This is a genomic window from Flectobacillus sp. BAB-3569 (assembly GCF_002270355.1).
GTDB lineage: Bacteria > Bacteroidota > Bacteroidia > Cytophagales > Spirosomataceae > Flectobacillus > Flectobacillus roseus.
The window spans coordinates 1-22,450 of record NZ_NJFZ01000005.1 but is presented as its reverse complement, the minus strand read 5'-3'; the positions used below and the strand labels follow the sequence as shown (position 1 = coordinate 22,450).

General features: G+C 38.7%; 14 protein-coding genes and 1 pseudogene. 13 read left to right on the top strand and 2 right to left on the bottom strand.

The genetic code is table 11. The features are described from left to right. Positions 1–91: 91 nt before the first annotated feature. Together BWI92_RS03900 and truA are read left to right on the top strand one after the other, a co-directional pair. On the top strand, positions 92–682 hold the full coding sequence (locus BWI92_RS03900) for an NTP transferase domain-containing protein (RefSeq protein ID WP_095160824.1): 591 nt from the start codon (positions 92–94) through the stop codon (positions 680–682). A 407-nt stretch (positions 683–1,089) separates the two neighbouring features. Then, positions 1,090–1,827: a tRNA pseudouridine(38-40) synthase TruA gene (gene truA / locus BWI92_RS03895; RefSeq protein ID WP_095160823.1), complete on the top strand. Its 738-nt coding sequence runs from the start codon at positions 1,090–1,092 to the stop codon at positions 1,825–1,827. A 47-nt stretch (positions 1,828–1,874) separates the two neighbouring features. On the opposite strand, the gene radA is transcribed toward truA, so the two are convergent. After that, on the bottom strand, positions 1,875–3,251 hold the full coding sequence (radA, locus tag BWI92_RS03890; protein ID WP_095160822.1) for a DNA repair protein RadA: 1,377 nt from the start codon (positions 3,249–3,251) through the stop codon (positions 1,875–1,877). Positions 3,252–3,686: 435 nt separating this feature from the next. Between radA and BWI92_RS03885 the strand changes: the two genes are divergently transcribed. The 11 genes from BWI92_RS03885 to BWI92_RS03840 all read left to right on the top strand — a co-directional run bounded on the left by BWI92_RS03885 (position 3,687) and on the right by BWI92_RS03840 (position 22,013). Beyond that, a complete protein-coding gene (locus BWI92_RS03885; protein ID WP_095160821.1) occupies positions 3,687–4,331 on the top strand; it encodes a porin family protein in 645 nt (214 codons plus the stop codon). Between the two features lie 182 nt (positions 4,332–4,513). Beyond that, complete coding sequence (locus BWI92_RS03880) at positions 4,514–5,629, top strand: FUSC family protein (protein ID WP_176464346.1); 1,116 nt, start codon at positions 4,514–4,516, stop codon at positions 5,627–5,629. Positions 5,630–5,754: 125 nt separating this feature from the next. Continuing rightward, positions 5,755–6,342: an RNA polymerase sigma factor gene (locus BWI92_RS03875; RefSeq protein WP_095160819.1), complete on the top strand. Its 588-nt coding sequence runs from the start codon at positions 5,755–5,757 to the stop codon at positions 6,340–6,342. A gap of 108 nt (positions 6,343–6,450) precedes the next feature. After that, entirely contained in the window at positions 6,451–7,497 is a 1,047-nt protein-coding gene (locus BWI92_RS03870; RefSeq protein ID WP_095160818.1) for a FecR family protein, read from the top strand. 244 nt (positions 7,498–7,741) lie between these two features. Continuing rightward, complete coding sequence (locus BWI92_RS28050) at positions 7,742–8,536, top strand: carboxypeptidase-like regulatory domain-containing protein (protein ID WP_229362682.1); 795 nt, start codon at positions 7,742–7,744, stop codon at positions 8,534–8,536. Beyond that, positions 8,482–11,361 carry a SusC/RagA family TonB-linked outer membrane protein gene (locus BWI92_RS03865; protein WP_229362680.1) on the top strand — a complete coding sequence of 960 codons (2,880 nt, stop codon included), beginning with the start codon at positions 8,482–8,484 and terminating at the stop codon, positions 11,359–11,361. The genes BWI92_RS28050 and BWI92_RS03865 overlap by 55 nt, the downstream gene beginning before the upstream one ends. An 86-nt stretch (positions 11,362–11,447) precedes the next feature. Beyond that, positions 11,448–13,265, top strand: a complete 1,818-nt coding sequence (locus BWI92_RS03860) for a RagB/SusD family nutrient uptake outer membrane protein (RefSeq protein ID WP_095160817.1) — start codon at positions 11,448–11,450, stop codon at positions 13,263–13,265. 130 nt (positions 13,266–13,395) lie between these two features. Further along, entirely contained in the window at positions 13,396–15,057 is a 1,662-nt protein-coding gene (locus BWI92_RS03855; protein WP_095160816.1) for a DUF5123 domain-containing protein, read from the top strand. A 48-nt stretch (positions 15,058–15,105) separates the two neighbouring features. After that, positions 15,106–16,182 (top strand): pectate lyase, encoded by a 1,077-nt coding sequence (gene pelA / locus BWI92_RS03850; RefSeq protein ID WP_095160815.1) that lies wholly within the window; start codon positions 15,106–15,108, stop codon positions 16,180–16,182. Between the two features lie 228 nt (positions 16,183–16,410). Beyond that, on the top strand, positions 16,411–20,772 hold the full coding sequence (locus BWI92_RS03845; RefSeq protein ID WP_095160814.1) for a pectinesterase family protein: 4,362 nt from the start codon (positions 16,411–16,413) through the stop codon (positions 20,770–20,772). 290 nt (positions 20,773–21,062) lie between these two features. Continuing rightward, positions 21,063–22,013, top strand: coding sequence for a pectinesterase family protein (locus BWI92_RS03840; RefSeq protein ID WP_095160813.1), 951 nt, complete (start codon positions 21,063–21,065; stop codon positions 22,011–22,013). Positions 22,014–22,134: 121 nt separating this feature from the next. Here the strand turns inward: BWI92_RS03840 and BWI92_RS27210 are convergent. Continuing rightward, positions 22,135–22,450: pseudogene (locus BWI92_RS27210) on the bottom strand (hypothetical protein); the annotation flags it as partial.

Sequence of the window (22,450 nt, the reverse complement as noted above, 5' to 3'; positions counted from 1 at the left end):
ATTGATTGTCTCGCTATTTTGTGTAGATTAATTCATAACTTATACTGAAGTGGAATCCCTAAAGTTGTGTAACCCTATTTTATTGTTACTTATGGAATCGCTTGAAATTATTATTTTGGCGGCTGGAAACTCAAGTCGACTTGGTCAGCCCAAACAGTTGGTGGTTTATCAAGGGAAAACTTTAATTGAACATATTGTCTCCAATGCTTTGCAGGTAAGTCCGCATGTAACCGTGGTATTGGGGTCGCATGCTAAACGTATAGAATGGACGCTGAATCAGGCGCAGTTATTTCCTAAAATCGTTTATAATGCCGATTGGGAACAGGGAATGGGAACATCGATAAAAGCAGGAGTGAGCTCTTTGAACAATAAGCAAGCCCCCATCATGATTTTATTATCAGACCAGCCAGCAGTAAAAACGAGTTTGCTTTGGCAGATGATTCATTTGTATCAGGAAAAAAATCCTGAAATTGTGGCTTGTGATTATGGAGGCAAATTGGGCGTTCCGATGTTATTTTCTCCTCAAGTACGTCATGAATTATTGATATTGTCTGGCGATCAAGGAGCACGGAGTTTTTTATCCTATTACAGGGATACAACTCTCACAGTACCTTTTGCATTGGGAACTTGGGATATAGACACCCCTGAAGATATGGCAGAGCTTATGCGAAAAAAAAATTGAGCCAGTAAAATTATTTTCTTGTTAACTTTGAAAAGTTTTAGACAAAATGTGGAGGTAAAGCTTGATGAGTAAAATGATTTTTGTACAATTTATCTGAAAAAATATTGACATCTAAAAGCTGAAGGACAAAGTTCTTCGGCTTTTTGTTTAAGCAAGCTTTGGGACGATGGGATTTTACCAAAAAAGAAAGCTGCAAGGTAGTTACCTTACAGCTTTGCCATATTGCTTCTTGCTATTATTTGATCACTAACCTATTAGATAAGTTTTCGATACAAATATATACGATGAAATAACTAAGAAAGTCATAATGTTTGCGAAATTTATTTAATGGTATGTAAATGACCTTTTTTTGTTGTTTAAAATAAATAAATGGAAAAATGATATAGATATAATCCTAAATTATTGATATGAGATATTTTATTGAATGTGCGTATTTGGGGACTAATTATGCAGGTTGGCAAATACAACCCAATGCAATGACAGTTCAGGAGGAAATAGAAAAAGCATTAACCATTTTACTGAAAGAACCTACTAGTTTGATGGGTAGTTCGAGAACCGATGCAGGTGTACATGCCTATACGCAGGTAGCGCAGTTTGACCGAGAAAATCCAATTTCTGATATTTCACAACTGATATATAGATTAAATAAAATTTTATCTCAAAATATTTCTATAAAACAGATTTATTTGGTGCCAGACGATTTTCATTGTCGCTTCGAAGCTACTTTCCGTAAGTACGAATATCGGATATTAAGAAGAAAATCTCCTTTTTATCAGAATATGGCTTACCAATTCGAAATGCCTTTGGATGTGCTCAAAATGAATGAGGCTGCACAAATTTTATTCAAATACGAAGATTTTGAATGTTTTAGTAAACTGCACACAGATGTCAAAACATTTAATTGCACCATCATGGAGGCAGAGTGGCGTCAAGAATCAGATGATATATTAGTTTTTCATATCAAAGCCAATCGCTTTTTGAGAGGAATGGTACGTGCAATTGTGGGTACCTTGTTGGAGGTTGGTTTAGGAAAATTGAGTGTACAAGGTTTTGAAAAAATTATTACCGATAAAAATCGTCAAAATGCAGGGCGCTCGGTACCTGCTCAGGGTTTGTTTTTGATGGAAGTGAATTATGAGTTGTAAAAAATAGGGAAAGGTGCAAATTGCTTTTGCACCTTCTCTTTGAATGCCTATTTTCTCAAAATTTGTATAAAAACATCTTCTAGTTTCGACGCCATTCTGATTTTGATATCATAAGCATCCACATTTAAGCCTTTGGCATTGAATTTCGAAATCCAGATTTCTTTGAATCCCAACTTCTGCGCTTCTGCAATACGCTGCTCTATTCTGTTTACAGCACGGACTTCGCCTCCCAAGCCGACTTCCGCGGCAAAACAAACGGTATTAGGAATACTAATATCTTCGTAAGAGGATACAATAGAGGTACAAACTGCCAAATCTATTGCAGGATCTTCCACTTTGAGTCCGCCAGCAATATTCAAGAAAACATCTTGATTACCCAATCTAAAGCCTCCTCGTTTTTCAAGAACCGCCAAAATCATATTCAAGCGTTTGGCATCAAATCCTGTCGAGCTTCGTTGGGGTGTTCCGTAGGTGGCAATAGACACAAGCGATTGAATTTCAATAAGTAAAGGTCTGTTTCCTTCCAGCATCGCACCAATAGTGATACCAGAAAAATCCTCGTCTCGTTGTGAAATTAGTATTTCCGAAGGATTTGTCACTTCTCTCAAACCCGATTCTAACATTTCATAAATTCCTAGCTCAGATGTACTACCAAAACGGTTTTTGGTGGTGCGTAATATACGATATGCCAAATGTCGGTCGCCTTCAAATTGCAATACAGTATCTACCATGTGCTCTAGCACTTTTGGCCCAGCCAAGCCTCCATCTTTGGTAATATGTCCAATCATAAACACTGGCGTGCCTGATTCTTTGGCATATTTCATTAACTCTGCAGCGCATTCTTTCACTTGTGAAATACTACCAGCACCTGCTTCAATGAAAGACGATTGGAGTGTTTGAATAGAGTCAATAATCAAAATATCTGGCTCAAATTGCTCGATTTGTTTGAAGATATTTTGGGTTGAGGTTTCGGTCAAAATATAGCAATTGTCACTTTTGTGAGCCAAACGTTCAGCACGCATTTTGATTTGCTGTTCAGATTCTTCACCCGAAACATACAATACGCGGTAATTACTGAGTGTTAACGCAATTTGGAGCATCAACGTAGATTTACCTATACCCGGCTCGCCACCAATCAATATCAACGAGCCTAATACTATGCCTCCACCCAATACTCGATTCAGCTCTTGGTCTTTGGTTTTGATACGAGGCTGTTCTTCAAAATTAATTTCTTGAATCGCTCTGGGCTTGGCAGCTACTTTTAATGAACTGCTCGATTTCCAAGAGCCTTTGGTGGGCTCTTCTTTTTGAATGACTTCCTCTACAAAAGTATTCCATTCTCCACATGATGGACAGCGCCCCAACCATTTGGGTGCCTGATGTCCACAATTCTGACAAAAAAAAGAGGTTTTAGTCTTAGCCATAAAATTATTGTATATGTTATTGGGCAAACTAAAGTTAGTTTTACCCGCTCTAAGCAATATGCTGTAAGCTAAAAGTTCAAAAGCATTTCTAATGAAATCATGAATACATTTTTACTCAATTTGATAAATATTGATTTCAAAATGGGTGATGAGCAAATCTTAGCTGTCATGATTGTATGCCAGACCATTTTAGTAGGAAATAAATATCATTTTCTACGAAATTGGACGAATTTTTGTGTTTAAAACACATATATGCATAAAGGTGTTGATGTATTTCAAAAATGTATGCAAAGATACCGTTTACGAAATTATACGAAAAAAATGATTTATACTTGTATCACTAACACAACAGGTGTCGTTATTTCCCCAGTTTGAGTTGAACAACTAAAAGATTATTACTAGTCGCGCAACATTAACTTTAAATAAAACTTACTTATGAAAAAGACATTTGGATTCCTTGCCCTCTTTATGCTTTTGACTATGGTTTCAAAAGCTCAGTTCTTTACACTCGGTATCAAAGGTGGTGTAAACTTATCACAATTGAAATTGGGAAATGAATTGAATATGAATTCGATCGGTGCCAATTTTCAACAAAGTCTAGACACTAAAACTGGTTATGTGGGTGGTGTGTATATGCGTATTGGTAACAAAGTTTTTATTCAGCCCGAATTTTTGCTTTCAGCCAAAGGAGGTAGTTTGAATATTTTGAAAGGAGGAAGTACCGCCGACAAACAGACTGTTGATATTGAGTATACAAATATTGATATTCCTGTGTTGTTAGGTTTTAGAATGAGTCCTTTCCGTATCAATGGTGGACCATTAGCATCTTTCAATGTAAGTAAAGGAGCTACTTTAAATGAGTCAATTAAGGCATATACCCAAAATGGTGCTGAAGATGCTTTTAAAAAGGCTTCTTATGGTTATCAAGTTGGGGGTGGATTAGACCTTGGAGCACTTTCTCTTGATGTACGATATGAAGGTAGTCTTTCGGATGTAACCTCTGCTCAGTTTGCCAACGATATGAAATTTACCCAAAAAGGCAATTTGTGGCAATTGACACTAGGTTTGAAGATTTTGTAGGTACAACAAATATTTTTTTTAAGTCCCAAGTTTTAAAGCTTGGGACTTTTTTTTTGAACTGTATTGTATTGTTTTTGAAATAATTCAAGAAAGATTGCATTTTTTTGATAATCCATAAACTAAGCTTTTTAAGAATTATGTTCTTTTGTAAAACAATTCTCAAAAGACCAACAAATATCATCATGCAAACTTCCTTCAAAGACCTTTTGCAGACTGAGCTCAAAAGCTTGGTTGAACTAAAACATTCTGAGCGACCATGGCACATGCCACTGATTGCGGCTTTTTGTGCTAGTATAGCTTTGTTTTCGGGTTTGTATTTAGGTCAATTGAGTAATGGACTATTAGTTTGTTTGGGAGGTCATGTGATTTTGTATATGCCCTCGTTGCCCTTAACCAATCGAATGATTACGATGATTGTATGTTCTTTTGGGATGGTCTTGTCTTTTACAGTAGGTATCGCTTTTAGTTTTAATCCATGGATTTCGACCGTGGTGGTAGGTGCATACGCCACCTTGGTACATTGGGTGGTGGGTCATTTTAAATTGAAAGCCCCAGGGAGTTTCTTCTTTTTATTAATTGCTGTGATGGCAAGTTGTATGCCATTTGGCTGGAGCGAAATGCCTCAAAAAATTGGCTTGATTGCCATGGGAACCATGTTGGCTTGTATTATTACATTTATATACAGCTTGGTATTACTTAATACACAAAAAATGGTGGCTCATCCTCCCGTTACGATAGCGATTACCGTTCGTCGACAACGCTATCATAATCTAGTACAATCGATGATTGTAGGTTGTTTTGTAATGATATCACTTGGCATAGGACATTTTTTTGCTTTGAAAAATCCTTATTGGGTTGCTATATCCTGTTTGGCTATTATGCAAGGTATTAGTCGTCGCCATGTTTTGCAGCGTATTATTCATCGAATTTTAGGAACAACCCTTGGACTTGGTCTTTGTTGGTTGATATTACACTTTCAGTTACAACCTCTGACCTTGTGCTTAAGCATTGTGACATTGATGTTTATTATCGAGACCCTAATCGTGCGGAACTATGTACTGGCAGTGATTTTTATTACACCTATGACCATCTTTTTGACTCAAGTGGCCAATCCTTATTTTAACAATACTGATCTACTTTTTACCTTTCGATTGCTTGATATTGTTTTGGGTAGTTTGTTAGGAGCACTGGGTGGCTGGTTATTGTTTCATAATCAGTTTAAATACCAAACAGCCAAGCAAATACAACGAGTGAAATTGTTAGCTCAAAGACGCCATTCGACCCGAACGACGATTTGATGCTGCTAAGAAGCAAACGTTATCGGGAACGTTTGCATAAATAATTCAATGGTAATATTTGGAGAATGCTTTGTGATTAACCTACATTTGAAAGTAGTTTTTTAATATAAAATATTATTTTTCTTATGTACAGACCTCTAAAGGCATCGAGCGATTGCGAATTACTATCCCTATTGATGGAGGATAGCGATGCAGCTTTTGAGGAAATATACCGTCGTTATTTTACCAAATTATATGCTTTGGTAAAGCGCCGTCTTTGCGATGAACAGCAAACTGAAGATATCATCCATGATTTATTTTTAAATCTTTGGGTGAATCGTCATAAAGCAAACATAGATAATTTACCTAACTACTTAATGAAGAGCGTCAAGTATCGTGTGTTAGATGCACTTGACCACGATACCGTACGCCAAAATTTCTTGGATTATCAGGTTTACACTCCCCAAGAACACAATTCTACAGAAGAAAATATATTCTATTCCGACGCCCTCCGTGTGTACAATGAAAATTTGATGATATTGCCCGAAAAATGCCGAGAAGTATTTCTATTGAGTCGCGCGGGTTTATCTCAAAAAGAAATTGCTCAAAAATTAGGTATCTCAGAGAATACCGTAGAAAACCATATTGCCAAAGCGCTACGACTTTTGAAGTCGGGCATGGCCGAATATTTGACACCTAACACCTTGATTCCTATCCTTTTCTTCTTTTTTTAAAAAAATATTAAAAAAAAATCATATTCGAGTAGTGGAAGTCTTTTGCTAAACCGACTTATAGATGTAAGGAGTTAGTAAGACTTTATTGATAAAAAACAGTAATAAAACATGAGCCATCCTGAATTTAAAGATGATGACGAGATCATCAAGTCGCTCAGAGAAAAATATACTCCTGAAGAAATAGAGAAGCTGTTAGTTTGGTACGATGCTTTCGATGAAATAGCACCCTTGGAAGAGGATTTACCCAAAATCGAAAAGAAAGTTTGGGAATCCCTACAAACAGAACGTGGTATCACTCCCGATACAGAGGATGAGGAAATACAAGGTTCAGGCTGGAAAGAGTGGTGGATGCAAAACTGGATGATGCTTTCGGCAGCAGCAGCGGCTATTGCTATCATTGTTGGTATAGCTTCACAACCACAAAATAAAGGTGATATTGAAAGTTTGGTAGGAATTCCACAACTGTCTACTAAAGAAAAAAGTCTTTGGGAAACCGTTACCAATGTAGGAAAAGCTATTCAGGAAGTGAGCTTGCCAGACGGAAGTAAAGTTTGGCTGAATCCTTCAACGAGCATTATGTATAAAATTGTCAAAGGTGCGCCAACTCGTGAGGTATATCTCGAAGGAGAGGCATTTTTTGACGTAAAGCCCAATAAAGAACAGCCATTTCATGTCAAAAATAAAGGCTTGAATATCATGGTATTAGGGACGAGCTTTAATGTAGTTGCCTCAGCAAATACTGATAAATATGAAGTCTCGGTGGTGACAGGTAAAGTAAGAGTCAATTATCAAGAAGATGAGGATAAAGTCAATCAAGTAATTATTACACCTCAACAACAGGTAGTGATTCAGAAAGAAGAAAATACGGTTGAAACCCATGATTTTACAGTAGAACAACACACACATAAGCAAATTTGGGAACCGATTACGCTAAGTTTTGACGAAGTAATATTAGATAAAGTTATAGAACAAATTGAGGATGAATACGGAATCATAATCCGAACACCCAACACCGCTATTAGAAAATGTACCTTATTCGGGAATTTCAAAAACCAACGACTTCCCGTAATCATGGATATTATCTGTAGCTCAATTAGTGCCACTTACCAAATCGAAGGCAACGAAATAATCATCTTAGGTGATGGTTGCCAATAAGAGTTAGCATCATAGTCCGTTTTAGCGATTTATTTAAAAGAAAAATCTTGATGTGATTACCAGCAAGAAGTTATTTACCAGATGATTTCTTATTCATACAAAGACTATCGATTAAATAAAGTAGCTACCTATAAAAAAGCCTGAAGTGTTACCAGCACTTCAAGCTTATAAGCCTCCACGAGCATTTACCAGATGCCTGTAGAGGTATTGTAGATTTCACAACCAAATCGTACAAAGCAAATTTATGGAAAAACAATTTATTAAGACAACATTTTTCAAAATCATGAAGATGACTGTCATTCAGTTAGCCATAGCTATTGCCTTTATGGTGGTATCTTATGCAAAAGATGCCAGCGCGCAAGAAGTTTTGGCAAAACCAGTGACTGTTTCAGTAAAGAACAGCACTATTAAGGGTGTGTTGAAAGAACTAGAGAAAGAATCAGGTGTTTCTTTCATTTTTAGTTCTAAACAAACACTTACCCAAGCAAATAATCTGAGCCTTATTGCTAACAATGAAAGTTTGAGAACGGTCCTAAATCGTTTCTTAAATCCTCTTAACATGAGCTATAAAGTGGTGCATAATTCTATTGTACTGACTGCTTCGAACGGACTAGAAGAAAAGTCGGGAATGAATACACCCATGCTCGAAACCAGTCTCACAAAAGCCACAGCAGCCGATCCTGTTAAAGGAAAAGTCGTGGATTCAGAATCTGGTGACGCTCTTCCAGGAGTTACTGTCAAGGTAAAAGGTACTAACAATGGTGCTACTACCGACTCTCAGGGTCGTTTTAGTATCAATGCTCCCAAAGGAGCAACTTTGGTATTTTCATTTATTGGGATGAAAACCCAAGAAGTGAAAATTGAAGGAAAAGGCGAACTGAGTATTTCGCTCGCACCAGAAAACAGCATGCTTGCCGAGGTGTCAGTCGTGAGCGATGGTTATGGTGTAGTGAAAAAACAGATAATACAGGTTCGGTGGCATCGATGTCGGGTCGTGATCTCAAAAATATTCCTATCACAAGTGCCGCGCAAGCAATGACAGGTCGTATGGCAGGGGTAAGCGTTGTAACAACCGATGGTTCGCCAGATGCCGATGTAGTAATTCGTGTTCGTGGTGGAGGCTCAATTACACAAGATAACTCTCCTTTGTATGTAGTAGATGGTTTTATTGTCAATAGTATTAAGGATGTTCCTCCTTCAGACATTGAAAGTATCAACGTCTTGAAAGATGCAGCAGCTACAGCGATTTATGGGGCACAAGCTTCTAATGGGGTAGTTGTTATTACAACCAAAAGACCAAAAGCAGGTCGCACTACAGTATCGTATAACGGCTTTATGCAACTAAAAACCTTACCTTCTGACCGTGCCTATAAAGTGCTTTCGCCTTATGAATATGTGTTGGTTAACTATGAAAGAGCCAAGCTTCGCAGTACAACAGATGTAAACAATATGGAGAAGTTTTTTGGCAAGTATGGTGATTATGACTTGTATAAAGATAAAAAGGGTACTAATTGGCAAGATGAACTTTTTGGGGCTCCACGAACTACACAGTCTCATAATGTTAGTATTAGCGGAGGTACAGAGCTCACAACATTCAGTTTGAGTTTAACCAATAATACAGACCAAGGCTTATTGACAGGTTCGGGATATAATCGTAATGTAATCAACTTTAAGTTAAATCAAAATATTAGTAAAAAATTGAAATTTGATGCTTCAGCTCGTATCACGAACACCATAATCGACGGAGCAGGTACTTCAGGTTCGGCACAATTGAATATCAAAGATGCTGTTCAGACTCGCCCAACTAACGGTATTGCTGATGAATTAGACATTGATTTGTCGACCGCAGGTAGTGATGATGACTTTGCATCGTTCTTGTTGGCATTAGTAAATCCTAAGAAATTAGTAGCTCAAGATTGGCGTAAGCGTACTACTCAAGACTATGTATTGAATGCAGGTTTGAGTTGGTCAATTGTAAAAGGCTTAGATTTTAAAACGACATTAACAAGTTCAAAATCGTATGATAAAGTATTACGTTATTACGGTCCTTTAACAGGAGAATCTTTCAACAATGGTAGTAGCCTACCAATCGGTGAAAAAACAAACTTTGAAACTAATTCATTGCGTTGGTTAAATACCTTGAATTATCAAATGAAGGGTTTGGGTGCTCACAAGTTAGATTTCTTGTTGGGTCATGAAGTCTATTCAACAGGCGGAAATACAAGTTTCCTACGTGGCGAAGACTTCCGTGCTTCTATTACGCCTGAAGAGCTATTCGCCAACATGTCGTTTGGTCGCACCGACCGTCAATACACGACTGAAAATACCGACCAAAATCGTGTTTCAGGATTTGGACGTATCAACTACCAATTCAAAGATCGCTATTTGGCTGCTTTGACTTTCCGTGCAGATGCTTCAAGTAAATTTAGTGCTGCTAACCGTTTGGGCTTCTTCCCAGCTGTAGCTTTGGGATGGAAATTATCTGAAACAAAGCTACTTAAACAAGTTCGTGACCTCGATGAATTGAAATTGCGTGTCTCTTACGGTGCAACAGGTAACGACCGTATCGATGCAACGGCTACTCAATTCTTGTTTGAAGCAACAACTTTACGTGGGCCTGGCTTTGGCAACGTCGACAATGTGTATTATACCCCAACAGGAACCACATTGTATAATCCGAACCTAGTTTGGGAAACGACTATCAACCAAAATGCAGGTCTTGATTTTGGTTTCTTTAAACAACGCTTGGTTGGTAGTTTGGATTTGTATCATAACAAAACTAGCAACTTATTATTGCAGTCTGCCATTCCTTCGAGCTCTGGTTTTACCAGACAATGGAATAACGTGGGAAGTACTTCAAACCGTGGGGTTGAATTGTCATTGACAGGATATATTATCGACAAGCCAGATGCTTCATTTTCTGTAAACTTAAACTTCGGTATCAACAAAGCTAAAGTAGAGGCATTGGATGGAACTCAGGAGCGCTTCTTCCAGTCAAACTGGGCAAGCACCGATTTGCGTGACCAAGATGACTTCTATGTAAAAGTAGGAGGTACATTGGGAGATGTGTACGGATATGTATCGGATGGTTTTTATACCGTTGATGATTTTTCTGGATATGATGCAGCAACTAAAAAATATATCCTGAAAGATGGGGTTGTTAACTCAACTTCGATTACAGGTAATACTGCGATTCGTCCTGGATTTATGAAGTTAAAGGATACCAATGGCGATGGTGTGGTAAACAGCTTAGACCGTCAGGTTATTGGTAATACTTTACCAAAAGCTCAAGGTGGTTTCGGATTTAATGGTCGTTACAAAAACTTTGATGCTTCGGTTTTCTTTAACTGGTCGTATGGTAACAAGATTTATAATACTGGTAAAATCCAATATAACCAATTCCGTCGTGTGACTTACGGTAACCTTACTGACATGATGAGCATCAATAATCGCTTTACCTATTTGGACGTAGACGGAAAATACACAGGAACACCGGGTGAAATTGTGACTGATTTGGAGCAATTGAGACAATTAAATGCTAACAAAACTATTTGGTCACCACTAGGATTGGCAGATGCACAAGCGGTTATTTCTGACTGGGCACTTGAAGATGGTTCATTTATTCGTTTGAACAACCTAAACATTGGCTACTCTATTCCAAAACACATTATTTCGAAGTTAGGTATGTCTCAATTCAGAATTTACTTTACTGGAAACAATCTTTACCTATGGTCGAAATACTCAGGCTATGACCCAGAAGTTAGTACCACAAGAAGCGGATATTCAGGTTTAACGCCAGGGGTAGATTATTCTTCATTCCCGCGTAGCCGCTCATATACTTTTGGTGTAAATATTACTTTCTAGTCTTTGTTAAAAGTTTGAATTGAACTTTTAGTGTGTTTAACCTAAAAATCAGACTCAAGCCTCGGCAAAAGTCTATTCAATGTATTATGAAAAAGAAATTCCTCATACTCGCAGTGATAGCTTCTGGTTTTCTAACGTCTTGTAAAGACTTCTTAGAGCCAGATTCGTTATCAACTTTTGACGTAACTTATATTTATTCAAACCCAGATGATGCTCGTAAAGGTGTAAACGCTATTTATGAATCATTTGGTCAAGATGCATTCCGTTCTCGCCTTTCAAATAATATGGCAGGTAATACCGACATCGAGCACCAAAGTGGCTGGAGTAGTACTGCTGACCGTTATCAAATTTGGGATTTGAATGCGCTCGCTACCAATGGCGACCTTCGTATCGTATGGAATGCAGCTTACACTTCGATTCGTAACTGTAATATTGCCATTGAAGGAATTGAAGCCAGTGATGCCCTAAAATCTTCTGATGCTGCTACTTCAAGAAAAATGTATCAGATGCTTGGTGAGGCGTACACAATGCGTGCTTACTGGTATAGCATGCTGACGATGTACTTCGGTGATGTACCTAATGTACGTCAAGCGCCAAAGGCTGGTAATAACTTCTTTTTACCTAAGGAAGATCGTAACGTAATTTTATCGCAAGTCATAGATGACCTGATTAAAATTGAAGATAAGATGCTTTGGGCTGACCAAAATAACTACAGCATCGAACAAATCAACCGTGAATATACCATGGGTATGATTGCTCGCTTGGCACTTCAGCGTGGAGGGTATTTCTTGACTCCTGCTATGCAAATGGAGCGTAAGTCTGACTATTTGGATTATTATAAAATTGCGAAGACTTATACCGAAAAATTAGTTACGTTGAAAGACCGTGCTTTGCCGACTGATTTCAAACAGGTATTCTTGAATCAATCAAAATTTGTGACTCCATCTAATAGTGATGTATTATTTGAAGTACCATTTGCGATTGGTAATGGTGATGTGGGTTGGAATATTGGTATTACCGTAGAAGGTGGTACAACAGCAGCTCACAGCTATGGTTCGGGTAATAACTATATGGCGATTCCTCCAACGTATTATTTTTCATTCGATACTTTGGATGTTCGTCGTGACGTAACTTGTGCTTTCTACAAAATCAATACGAGTGCTCAGGCTGTGTTCGTAACCAACTCGATGAACATTGCCCAAGGTAAATGGAGTCGTTGGTTCTTAGATAAAGCGCCTGGGGCTTCTACGGCTAAAGGTACAGGTATCAACTGGCCAATGATGCGTTATTCGGATGTATTATTGATGTTGGCTGAAGCAGAAAATGAATTGAATGGTCCAACCGAAACTGCTCAAAATGCGCTAAAACGTGTTCGTCAGCGTGCGTTCTCTTCTACTTACTGGCCTACCAAAGTAGATGCTTATATTAAGTCTGTATCTGCTTCAAAACAAAGTTTCTTTAATGCTATTGTGGATGAAAGAGCTTGGGAATTTGGCGGTGAAATGATTCGTAAATATGAATTGATTCGCTGGAACTTATATGCACCAAAAATGAAACAAATGGTGGATGATTTGAAATTGATGGCAGATGCTGCGCAGACAGGTACAGGTAAATTCTCTGAATTACCAGACTATATGTACTGGAAACGTGATGCAAGTGGAACTTTCAAATTGTTGAACCCAAGCCGCAAATACGTAGGGACGCCAGATGCTACTTGGACACGAGTATCGTTCTTGGCGAGTTTGAAACCAACACCTACCACTTACGTGGATTGGATTACCAAAGACTGGGAGAAATACTACAATGGACCTGTAGCAGGTGTATCTCGTTATATTTTCCCTATCCCTGCCGAAGCAATTACAAATAGCCAAGGTAAACTAGCCAACGACGGTTACGGTTTTTAGGCTGTAGGTTTGAGTGCGATGACTTGTTAATGAGCTCATTGCACTCAAATATGGCAAGTTGTTTTCTTAAATTAAAAGGAGTTCCGACTGGGAGTCCTTTGTTTCAAGATCTTTTTAACAAAGAAAATTTATGAAAAAGTCATATATCAAACAGAGTATCTTGTTAGCAGTATCGGCTTTGGGTTTGCTTTTTGCCTGCAAGCCTGAAGAAGAAATTACTGCGGAAACTCGCTTATTTCGCCCTGTTTTAAATAAAGATTTATCTGCCAAAAACAATACCATTATTGTGAATATGGCCAACATCAAAGCGGCAGTGGGATATACCGTGGAAGTAAGTAGAGATACCTTCAAAACGGTTGACTATAAAGTTAATGTTGATACCAATTATGTGGTGGTTGACCAAACCTTATTAAAAGGAGAGTCGTTGTTTTGGAATACGCAATATCAAGTAAGAGCTACTGCTCATGCTGCCAATACCCAATATGACAGTAAGGTGTCAGATTTAGGTGGGGTAAGAACCGAGAAGTTTCCTACAATCATGGTTACTCCGACAGCTTCCGACGTGATTGACGTAGCAGCTCGTGTGCGTTGGGCAACTGGATCGACAGTTATTACTAAAATTAAAGTCTTTGCCAAAACAGATTTAAAACTAGCAACTCCATTGGCATCGTATGATGTGACTGATGCTGAGCAAAAAGCTGGAGCCAAAATCATTACTAAGTTGTTGCCATTAACTACTTATCAGTTAGCTATTTATAGTGCTGATGGGGAAATTAAAGGATGGGATAATTATACAACAATTCAGCGTGCTGTAGATACTACCCAACCTAACGTAATAGATTTATCTGAAAATGATGATCCAACAGCCTTGAATACAGCCTTGGCAAATGTTGTGGAGGGTGGCATTATTGTTTTGAAAAAAGGGGCAACTTATGTGATGCCTACCAATAGCTTTACAAAGTCTGTTACTATTACGAGTGCGTATGGCTTTGGCGACCAGAAAACAATCATCACTACATCGGGAGGTGGTAACATAGGAACAGGCGCAAATATAGCTTATCTCCGTTTTTCAAATATTGAATTCATCGGTGCTGATATTGCTGCTAGTTATATTTTTAACCCAAATATTAGTACTACTACGACTGTTGGAGAGTTGTCATTTGATAACTGTGTAATCTCAAATATGCGTGGTGTATTGCGTATTCGTGCCAAAGTATTCATTACCAATTATATTATCAAAAACTCTATTGTACATCAAATTGGTAACTACGGTGTATTGACTACTGATACTGACGGTGATGCCCAAGCAGCGGTTGATAATATCTTGTTTCAATCCTCAACTTTTAGTAAAATCAATATATTCTTAGTTTCTCGTCAAAATTCAAAATCGGTTGTTATCGAAGACTGTACTTTGAGTGAGATTGCTACCAACCAAGGTTCATTGTTCCAATGGAGAGGGGCTGCTGGTGTTCGTAGCAATGTAACAGGAGGTATTCGTATTAGCAACAGTATTTTTGGGCATGCTTGGGATCAGGCTGGAACAAGCTTGTTGACAGTACGTGGAAAATCTGCTGGCTTAGAGGCAACTACCTTTACCGTTCTTAATACTTACACAACAAGTGATTTTGGGTACGTTATTGGTACTGAAATTCCTGGGCTACCATCAAATGCCTATACTAAAAAGGCGACTGATTTGTGGATAAGCCCTTATTCAGGATTAAACTTCAATTTTAAAGATACCGCTTTCTCTGGTCGTCGCGATTGTGGAGACCCACGTTGGAGAGTGAAATAATTGTAAACTGCCCCCGAATTTTCGGGGGCAGTTTGCCTTCCAAAGATTATGATGAAAAAATCTTTTGCTTTAAGTTTTTTAGGCTTACTCCCTTCTCTTTTTCTGGCTTGTCATGCTGCTGAAATACAATCTACGGCTGTTCAAATAGTTGCTACAGAATATCTTCAAGATTCTGTAGCTGAAAGGATGCTTTTGTATCAAAGAGAAAATGGAGGTTGGCCACAGCCTGGCGGAAATGCTATCAATTATTCACTTACGATTAAACCAGAGCTTAGGAAAAAACTTTTATCTGATAAAAAAGTATATGATACTACTATTGACGATAAAGCTACCACTAAGGAGATTAATACGCTTGTGAAAGCCTATAGCCAAACTCAGAATCCGAGTTATCTACAGGCAGCAGAGAATGGAATTAAATATTTGCTCGAAGCGCAAAATAAAGCAGGAGGGTGGGGACAGTTTTATCCTGATACCGCTGGATATCGTAAACATATCACCTACAATGACAATGCCATGATAGATGTCATGAAGGTGATGAGAAGTACTGTTGAGGCAAAAGATGAGTACGCAAGTGTTTCTCCCAGCCTCAGACCTTTGGCTCAAAATGCTATGGAAAGAGGAATTAGCTGTATTTTGAATACCCAAGTTCGCCAAAATGGAAAACTTACCGTGTGGTGTGCCCAACATGACAGACTTACGCTAAAACCTGCCAAAGCACGAAAATTTGAACTACCATCATTAAGTGGTGCCGAGTCGGTTGGAATTATTAATTTTTTGATGTCGATTAAAAACCCTTCCGAAGAAATCAAGCAATCCATAAAGTCTGCGGTTTCCTATTTGGAATCAGTGAAAATTAAAGGAATAAAAGTGCAAGACATTGACGCACCAGCTCTTCCCAAAGGTAAAGACCGTGTAGTAATAGCTGATCCTAAGGGGAAAGTTTGGGCAAGGTTTTATGATTTGGAAACCAATCAACCATTTTTTGTTGGTCGTGATAGTGTACCCAAAGCGACATTAGCCGAAATTGAACATGAACGCCGCATTGGATACGGCTATTATGGCGACTGGCCCAGAAAACTCATTGAGGTAGATTATCCAAAATGGCTTGCCAAATGGAGCAAGTAAGCTCGGTCATTAGGTAAGTAAGTGCGCAAAATAAAATTTAATTTTTGAGCTTACGGCTTTCAGCTTTGGGCATTCGGCAAAAACAAAGCTATCGTTACTAAAACATTTAACACTCTTTGCCTTGTGCCTGTTGCCTTGTGCCTCCTAAAAATTACTATTTTGAGAGCTTTTAGCAATAGTCCAATGCTGATACCCCAAAGCTCAGACCCTATTTAAAACCTATTCAAGATGAAAATTTCTTCTTTTTTCCAAGTGAGAAAATACATTTTTTCACTTGCTGCTTTCATATTGTGTTTATTTTCAGAAACCCATGCCCAACAACTTGCTTTTCCCACTGCTGAGGGAGGGGGGCGCTTTGCCAAAGGTGGGCGAGGTGGAAGCGTATACGAGGTTACGAACCTCAATGATTCAGGTATTGGTAGTTTGCGAGATGCCATAAGTCAACCCAACCGAACTGTTATTTTTAAAGTTTCGGGAGAAATAAAACTAAAAAGTAGACTCGTAATCAGACAGAATAATATTACAATTGCGGGGCAAACAGCCCCTGGCGATGGGATTTGTATCACAGGATATACCCTTAATATTTCGGCATCAGATATAATCGTCCGATTCTTACGTTGTCGCTTTGGTGATGAAAATGCTTCTGAAGACGATGCTATGAACTGTTGGAATGGACCTTACCAAAATATTATCGTTGACCATTGCTCTATGAGCTGGTCAATTGATGAAACAGGGACTTTTTATGGAATCCGAAATTTTACTTTACAATGGTGTATTTTGAGCGAAAGCTTATATAATTCAAAGCATGACAAAGGAGTACATGGTTATGCAGGAATTTGGGGAGGCGCAAATGCTACTTTTCATCATAACCTGTTAGCTCATCACTCATCCAGAAACCCTAGATTCGGGGGAGCTAGAAAAGGATATGTTCCTTATGACCCAGCCGATGAATTGGTAGATTATCGCAATAATGTGGTTTATAACTGGGGAAATATCAACTCTTCGTATGGTGGCGAAGGTGGCAAAGTCAATATGGTGAATAACTATTACAAAGCTGGTCCCGCAACATCTGGTAACTTGACTACTAGTTCTGCCTCTAACAAAAGAAATCGTATTTTAAACTATACCAATTTCTATGTGGATGGAACAGACACCACGTGGGGAGGTAAGTTTTATATTGATGGCAATTTCGTAGCAGGGTATCCCGACGTAACGGCTGACAACTGGACAAAAGGTGTTCAAAAAGATAGTTATGCTAATGCAGAGGCGCTCATCAAAGCTGCTCGACAAGAAAAACCATTTGATACTGCACCCGTTCGTACTCATACGGCAGAGGAGGCATATTTGAGGGTATTGGATAGTGCTGGTGCTATCTTACCTCGTCGCGACCCTATCGATATTCGAATTACCCGTGAAACTCGTACTGGAACTGCAACCTATGAGGGAGCTACCTATGCACGTGTGACAGGAACAGGAATTTCACACCCCTCTGGGATTATTGATAGTCCTGCGAATGTAGGTGGAATTCCCAAATATGGCAGTAATACCGCCTATACCGATGCAGATAAAGACGGAATGGATGATACATGGGAATTGACAAATGGACTAAATCCCAAAGATGCTACAGATGGCAATAATATCGCTCCAAATGGATACACCCAACTCGAAAATTTTCTCAATAGTATCACTAAAGATACAGGTTCTGGCGAAATTGCTGGTGGAACAAAAACGGTAGATTTGATGGGTTACGATGCGGTGGTTGCTTTAGATGGAACAGGGTCGCATTCAACCGTTCAGGCGGCTATCGATGCCGTACCAGTGAATAGTACAGCACCTTTTCGAATTTTTATTAAAAATGGGAAGTATTTCGAAAAAGTAAATATTCCTGCTAACAAGCCCTTTATCTACTTGATTGGGGAAAGTGCCGCCAAAACAATTATCTCATGGAATGACTATTCTGGAAAGCCAAACCCCGCAGGTGGAACGTATGGAACAAGTACCTCAGGAACTTTGACGATTAAGTCAGATAACTGTGGCTTGTGGAATTTAACAGTAGAAAATACAACGGGTGACTCTCCACAAGCTTTGGCGGTATCCTTAGAAGGAGATAAGACCGTTGTAAAATCCTGTATTTTCTTAGGTGGGCAAGATACTGTATTAAGCAATGGCGATGGCAAACGCCAGTATTTTAAGGATACTTATATCGATGGTGTGGTGGATTTTATTTTTGGTAGTGCTACTGCCATTTTTGATTCTTGTATTGTGTATGCCAAAGACCGTGTCGATAAATTGGCAGGTAGTTATATCACAGCAGCTAATACGCCAACCACTCAAACGTATGGTTATGTATTCAGAAATACGATTTTACCCGCCAATAATGGGGTTACTTCTTATGTACTAGGTCGCCCTTGGCAAAATGATGCAGGCACTGCCGATGCTGCCAAAAAAGGAAATAAGGTTGTTTTTTTGAATAGTATTTATGGAAATAAAATAGTTAAATCGGAAGGTTGGTCAGTTTGGGATACTGGAACCAATACGAGTTTGATTACCTACGCCGAATATAAGTCAAAAGGTTTTAATGGTGCTTTGGCAGATGTAAGTAAAAGGGTTTCTTGGTCAAAACAGTTGACAGATGCTCAAGCTTTAGTTTATTATGATAATTCAAAAATATTTGGTACATGGGATCCTTGTATCGTGGCTAATGTATGTCCAACGGCTAAAGGGGAGTTGGTTATGTTAAATTTTAAAGTAACCAAAGGAGCTAATTTGTCGACACCAACAACCTTTGCATGGAATACTGCATGGAATATGAAAGATATTCAATTCTCAGTATATCGAAGCGTGGATACTAAAACCAATTTTGTCAAGCTCAAAGATATTACTAGCACCACCGATACGCTCTGGAATTATACCACCAATGATAATGCACCAGAAGCAGGAAAAACCTATTACTATGTGATTAAGGCGACTAAAACAGGTTTTAAAGAGTTTAATACTGACACTGTTTCAGTAACGAGTCTACCAACAATCACCTTAAATGGTACTCCATCCGATTTTCTACAAGGTCTAGGCGCTCCGTCAGCTTCTCAAGTATATACGGTTACTGGCGAAAACCTTCCTTCGGCATTGGTCATTACTTTGCCGAACAACTTTGAAGCCTCTATTGATGGCGGGAAAACATGGAATACAACCTCTGTTTCGATCAGTCCAGTAAGTGGAGTTGTTCCTACAACTTCTGTATTGATTAGGTTGAATGCAAAAGCTGCTGGAAATTATGCTGGTACTATTTCGCATACTAGTACAGGAGCAGGTACCAAGACATTGACGCTTACTGGGGTAACTCAGACAGAAGCGCTGGCATTTTCACAAAGGTTAGCATTCTGGTCTATGAATATTTCTGATGCAGATAGCGCTGCTGTTCGTGCCAAAGGGGTAACTGTAAGCAAACCTTCCCTAAAAAGATTGTATCTCTCTAACGGTTCGGTGATTCCTGCTTACTCTACTTTGCATGGTCAAGCTTTTGCGCCTTCTGCTAATGGTGGAGGATTGTGGACTACCGCAGGTGGGGGTTGGGGAAATAACCTTTACCGAGGTTCTTATGAGCAAATTGTGATAAAATGTAATACAGACTACACCCTCAGGGTAGACTCTTTACAATTGAAAACAGCCCTATACGCCGCAGCAACAGGTAAATTTGCTTTGGTATATTCAAAAACAGGATTCAAAAGTGATTCCTCCGAAGCAAGTGCTAGTTTGTCTGCAGGTATTCCTCTTGCTGCAGGGGCAAATGGTAAATTTGCTACGCCGATTGTACCCAATGCCGAGCCAAGTTCGACCACCACACGCTATCAATTTGCGCTGAATGGTTCAACAGGTATAAACATGGTGGCTGGGGATTCACTTACGTTTCGACTTTATTACAGCACAGGTAGTTCAAGTACTGGACGTTATGCCAAAATCAAAGATTTGGAACTTTTAGGAGTGAGTAAAGCTATCCTAAAACCTGCCTTGGCATTGACTCAGGCATTCCAAGATTTTAATTATATGATTGGCATGACCAACGAGCCGCAAAGCTATACTGTAACCGCCGAAAACATACAAGGAGAAATTCAATTAGTACCTTCTGCCTTTTTTGAATTATCCTTGGATAAAACTACTTGGGTAAATGCTGCTTCTGTATTGAAAATTACCCCAACCAATGGAATGGTTTCAACCAAAGTATATGTTCGCTTTACGGCAAGTACAGCTGGTAGTTACACAGGCACCATTACGCACAAAGCAACAGGAGTACAAGATATAACAGTAAATTTGAAAGGAGTTGTTACAAAACCTTTAGGTATCGACGAAATAGGAAATCATGCCTTGTTGCTCAGCCCAAACCCAAGCATCAATGAAGTTCAGGTTTCGCATCCTGCTGAAAAAGCTGAATTGCGCCTCATTGATTTGCAAGGTAATAGCAAAATTTCTCAATCATTGAATGGACATACTACCACAACAACCCTAAGTTTGCAAGGCTTACCTTCTGGTGTGTATCTGGTCGAATGGAGCTCTGGAGAGAAAAAAGCTACTAAAAAATTGGTTAAAGAGTAGTTTTACAGCAAAAGGCCTATTGTATTGATATGTTAAAATTTACATTCACAATTCATAATTAGGGTTGTACGAAGGATTTCCAATAATTGCTGATTTGGGATTTCTGATTTCGGAAATAAAGTAAAATACCTCTATTTTTTGCAAAACATTAAAGCTTACACTTCCGAAATCCAAAATCCGATATCCGAAATAGACAGTTTTAGAATCCTTCGTACACTACTAACTCATAATTCATCATTTTACAGATATACTGTTAAAAAATAACTTCTTTTCGTTTAGAGGGAATACATATGAAAACAAAGATTTTAATAGGCTTATTACTACTGATAGCCTTTGTGTCAACGGCTCAGAAGTATGATTTCGTGGTGGCACAAGATGGCACAGGGCAATTTCGAACTGTACAAGAAGCTTTCAATGCTGTGCCTGATTTTCGTAAAAAACCTACGACGATTTACATCAAAAAGGGGATTTATCAAGAAAAATTAGTGCTTGCTGAATCCAAAACAATGGTGAAGATTGTAGGGGAGAGCCTGAACGAAACTATTATCCAATACGATGATTTTGCCCAAAAGAAAAACATCTTCGGAGAAGAAAAGGGAACTACAGGATCATCAGGCTTTTATGTGTTTGGTAATGAGTTTTCGGCACAAAATATCACTTTCCAAAATACCGCGGGTCCAGTAGGGCAGGCGGTTGCAGTTTGGGTAAAAGGCGATAAGGTACAGTTCAGAAATTGTAGATTTTTAGGTTTTCAAGATACCTTGTACACCTATGGCTATGAAAGTCGACAATATTATTACAATTGCTATATCGAAGGAACGGTCGATTTTATCTTTGGCTCCTCTACTGCCTTATTTGAAAGATGTACCATATACGCCAAAAACGATGGTTATTACACCGCAGCCTCTACACCTCAAAATAAGGAATACGGCTATGTTTTTAAGAATTGTACCTTTACAGGCAGCGCCCAAGCAAATACCTTTTATCTAGGCAGACCTTGGCGACCGTATGCCAAAGTTGTCATCATGGAGTCGGTGCTAGACAAACAAATAAAACCTGAAGGTTGGAACAATTGGGATAAAGTGAGTAATGAATCAACATCCTATTATGCCGAATACAAAAATACTGGTGTTGGTGCGGATACCTCAAAGAGAGTCAAATGGTCACATCAACTCACAGATGATGAAGCCAAAAAATATACCAAGGAAAGCATCTTCGGAGATTGGAAGGTAGATGAGTAAATTATAGAGTTAAAGTAAAAAACGCTAATACTAAGTAACATGAGTCATTATGTGAAATTTGTATTCTATCAGTAGAGACGGAATGATTGTGTCATAAGCCGAGTAAAACCATCAACATGAGTCATCCCGAATTTTGTTGTGCGAAGTAGCACCATAGCATGTTTTGGATGGCAGTTCTCAATCGATAAATCGGTGTCAAAGCATTTTGGCACCGATTTCCTGTTCTATGAGCAAATTGATTGATGATTATCTTGATAATAGATGGCCAATTCCTGATGAGTTTCATCAAGAAGTCGTAAATGAGCGTGACAATGGCTAATAATTTGAGGGTATTCTCGAAAAACCATAACCTTGGAGATTCAATAGCTAGCTCAGTTTTGGCGAATCTAAACGCCTGTTCAATATTCCATCGGTGCATGTAGCTATGACATATTTCC